The following is a 3,369-nucleotide window of genomic DNA, read 5'->3' on the forward strand; positions in this document are numbered from 1 at the left end:
ACGATGCCGTTGAGGGCCTGCTGATCACTGACACGAGGTCGTCCACCTTTGGGGGAAGGCTTGACCTGCGGAATCAGTGGCTCGATGCGCTTCCACAGCGCAATAGGGATCTCGTTGCGACGTGTCATGTCGGCAATGTTGCCGCCGACTCAACAAAATTCAAGGGTTTTGTTATCGGCTCTTAGTTATGATCCTTCTTCAGATTTTGGAAGAAGCGGGGTTGGGTTTACTTATAAAAAAACAGGGTAAGAAACAGAAAATGGAAAACGGGGCGGAAAACGGGGTCAGGTTCACTTACGAAGTTCCTCTGCACTTCGGAAACTGGCTGCAACCTAGAAAGTTCTCGCCGGTACGCCGGTTTCTTCTCTGCACAAGCGCGCTACCGCAGCGCGGGCAGCTTGGAACGACCACGGCCGCGGGGGCAGTGGAATCAGCTGAAATAAAGACAGGCTCGATACGCGCCGATGCCACCGTCGGCTGCGCTGTGGCGTGCTGTCGCACCGCGCGAATCATGTCCAGCAATTGTTCGCCGCCAACCAATTCAATCGGCTTGCCTTCGGCAAACTGCTCGGCGTCTTTCGTGTAGCTGCCGATGCAGACGATCTTCACCGCGTGTGCCTGGTGATGAGCGAGCAGGCCATACATTTCTCGCACGACGCCGACGCCGACTTGCTGACGCTTCCATTGTTTACATTGCACCAGCGTGCGGCGGCCATCCTTGCGCAGGATTAGGTCGATGCCGCCGTCTGGGCCGCCCAGGCCGGTTTCTTCGACGTGGTAGCCCTGGCGGCGGAAGGCGTCGGCGACGAGTTGTTCGAACTGGCGCCAGCCGCCGGCAGCGAGGCTTTCCAGGCTGGTGCGGGTGTCGAGGAAGCGGCGGCGTCGGCGAGCGCCGAGGTAGGAGACCAGCGCGGCGAGCCAGCAAACGCCGAGCAGCATCCAGGCCAGCGGGGCGAAGAGTGCGTCCGATTGCTGGGCGAAGCCCTGCGCGAGTAGTCCGCCATGCTGCGATAGCCACCAGGCGATGCCGTAGCGCACCGTGAGATAGCCAACGAGGCCGGCGACGAGCGCCAGTGGCCACGGCAGTGCGGCCAATGCGTCGAAAGTGCTGTCCCTGTGTCTGCGTGCCATGCAAGAACCCCCGCTCCAGTCGCGACCATAGCCGCTGGCAGCAGGTTTGTCAGCAGCACATGGATGTGCTTGCGAACCAGGTCGCATCGCGTGCGTCCTTAACCCCTATGCAATAGGTCAGTGTCGAAAGATTGAGTTCGCTTGCCTCGCGCAGAGCGCACTTGCGTGGGACTGCGATGGGATCGACGTGCATCAATCCGTTTCGATCTGGCAGGCGTAGCCGTGGGGACGCTGCACCGTCTGGTCGGCACCCGGTCTTCGGACGGTGTCGCGATCGTCGCGATGCTCGGCATGTGCTGCACGAAAAGAGCGCGGCCTAGCGCGCCGTCCAACCGGTCATCCTGCGCCCAAGAGATTCCTGGCTCAGCGGACGACTATCGACGCCGGCCTTGCATCGTGATGCGACGAACGTTTGATCGCGCGACCGAGCGAACACCGTCCGTCCGGTCACGCTACGCGTCCTCGCCAGACGGCAAGGACGCGGGAGGAAGACTTACTTGATTTCCACCGCACCCGCATCGCACACCGCGGTATCACGCGCAACACCACGCTGATCGATAGTGCGGCAGTTGCTGCCGAGATTGCGCACCGGGCTGTTGGCCGCGGGCAATTGGGTCAGCGTGGGGCCGCCATTGGCGGCCGGTGCGCCCAGCAGCGGATCGGTGGCGCGTGCCAGGCCGGCGGTGAGGCAGCTGTAGAACAGGCCGCCCGCAGCCGAGTACTCGATCAGGTTGTTGCCGGTGCTGCTCTGGTCGCTGCAGAAGGTGCGCTCGGTCTTGGAGTAGAAGATGCTGTTGCGGATGTCGAAGCCGCTACCGAACAACGTCGACCCGGGGGTGTTCTCAGCGAAGGTGACGTTGTTGAAGCGCACCGTGGTCTTGCCCTGGTCGCCATTGGACGGCTGCCAACCCACATGCTGGATTGCCGCGCCCACGCCCTTTGCGTAGTTGCCGTAGAAGGTGCTGTTGCTGACATTGCAGGATGGGCCGTAGCAGTCCATGTACAAGGCGCCGGCATTGCTCTTTTCGGCGCGGTTGGACAGGAAGCTGGTTTCTTCGACGTTGATGATGCCCGGGGTGGTGATGGTGGTGCCGGAGTGCGTGGTGTCGCCGAAGCCCAGGCTGATGCGCGCACCGCCGGCCGGGCCGCCGTAGGCGATGTTGTTGGCGAAGGTGGAGTAGCGCACGTCAATGGTGTCGGGCGCATACGCCCACAACGTGGCGCCACCACCACTGTTGGCCGCGGTGTTGTTGCGCACCACCGTGCCGCACACCGAAAGCGTGGCGCCACCGGCGGCGGCATTGAGGTAGCCGGCGAGCGAGGCGCCGTCGGTGTCGATCGCGCCGCTGTTGCCGAACTGGTCGGCATCCGGGAAGCCAGCCGGCGCATTGATGGCCTGGTTGCCGACAAACTGGGAATTGACGATGGTCAGACGGCTGAGTTGCGTGTACAGCGCGCCGCCCAACCAGGAGGTGTTCTTGGAAAACGCGCTCTTGACGATGGTCACGTCGGCATCGCTGCCGGCGAAAATGGCACCACCCCCAATGCTGCTGCGGTTGCTCAGGAACTGGCTGTTGATCACTTCCAGCTTGCCGCGGTAGCTGACCTTGATCGCGCCGCCGCCCCAGGTGCCGGGCGCGTATTGTGTGTTGGATGCCGGCTGCACGGAGCTGCCGTTCTGCAGTTTGAGATTGCGCACCGACAGCGCATTGCCGTTCTGCACCTGGAAGATGCGCGCAGCCTGTCGGCCATCCAGGGTGATCTTGCCCTGGCCATCGATCACCGTGGGCGTGCTGGCGCTGATATTGATGGTCTGGTTGACGGCGATGCTGGCCGCACGCGTGCCGCAGTTGAAGGTGACATAGCCACCTTGCGCCACCGCAGTAGCGAGTGCGCTGGCGGTACAACTGGCGGCCGTGCCGTTGCCGACCACCGGCCCGGCATTGGAGTGTGCCCACGGCTGCGGCGTGGTGCATTGCGCCACCGATGGCACGGCGGCGATGGCCGCACTGGTGGTGACCAGCGCAAGAAGCCCTGCCGTCACGACGGTGGCGTGAAGTGTTGAACGCATGGTGATGTTCCTGCTTGAGAGAAGGGAGCGAAGGGGAGCCAGTTGCCCATACGCAACGTCAACGAAATCGATGACAGGCGTGTTGCAAGCCGCAGTGTCGCGATTGGGGCGTGGCATGGTGCGCTATCACACGCATCGTGATTCCAACCTAAGGCAACGCTGATCAA

2 protein-coding genes and 1 pseudogene are annotated in these 3,369 nt (G+C 62.7%); all 3 read right to left on the reverse strand.

Going from position 1 to position 3,369, the window contains the following annotated elements; genetic code table 11:
- Window positions 1-128: pseudogene (locus XAXN_RS22060) on the reverse strand (IS5/IS1182 family transposase); the annotation flags it as partial.
- Between the two features lie 166 nt (window positions 129-294).
- Window positions 295-1,131 carry a restriction endonuclease gene (locus XAXN_RS18290; RefSeq protein WP_054320589.1) on the reverse strand — a complete coding sequence of 279 codons (837 nt, stop codon included), beginning with the start codon at window positions 1,129-1,131 and terminating at the stop codon, window positions 295-297.
- Window positions 1,132-1,624: 493 nt separating this feature from the next.
- Window positions 1,625-3,175 (reverse strand): choice-of-anchor Q domain-containing protein, encoded by a 1,551-nt coding sequence (locus tag XAXN_RS18295; RefSeq protein ID WP_174515578.1) that lies wholly within the window; start codon window positions 3,173-3,175, stop codon window positions 1,625-1,627.
- Window positions 3,176-3,369: the final 194 nt, after the last annotated feature.

It is taken from the genome of Xanthomonas axonopodis (genome assembly GCF_001304695.1).
In the GTDB taxonomy this organism is placed as follows: Bacteria; Pseudomonadota; Gammaproteobacteria; order Xanthomonadales; family Xanthomonadaceae; genus Xanthomonas; species Xanthomonas axonopodis.

Excerpts from the sequence above, each read along its gene's own strand:
- XAXN_RS18290 (WP_054320589.1), bottom strand. The coding sequence starts at position 1,131 with ATGGCACGCAGACACAGGGACAGCACTTTCGACGCATTGGCCGCACTG.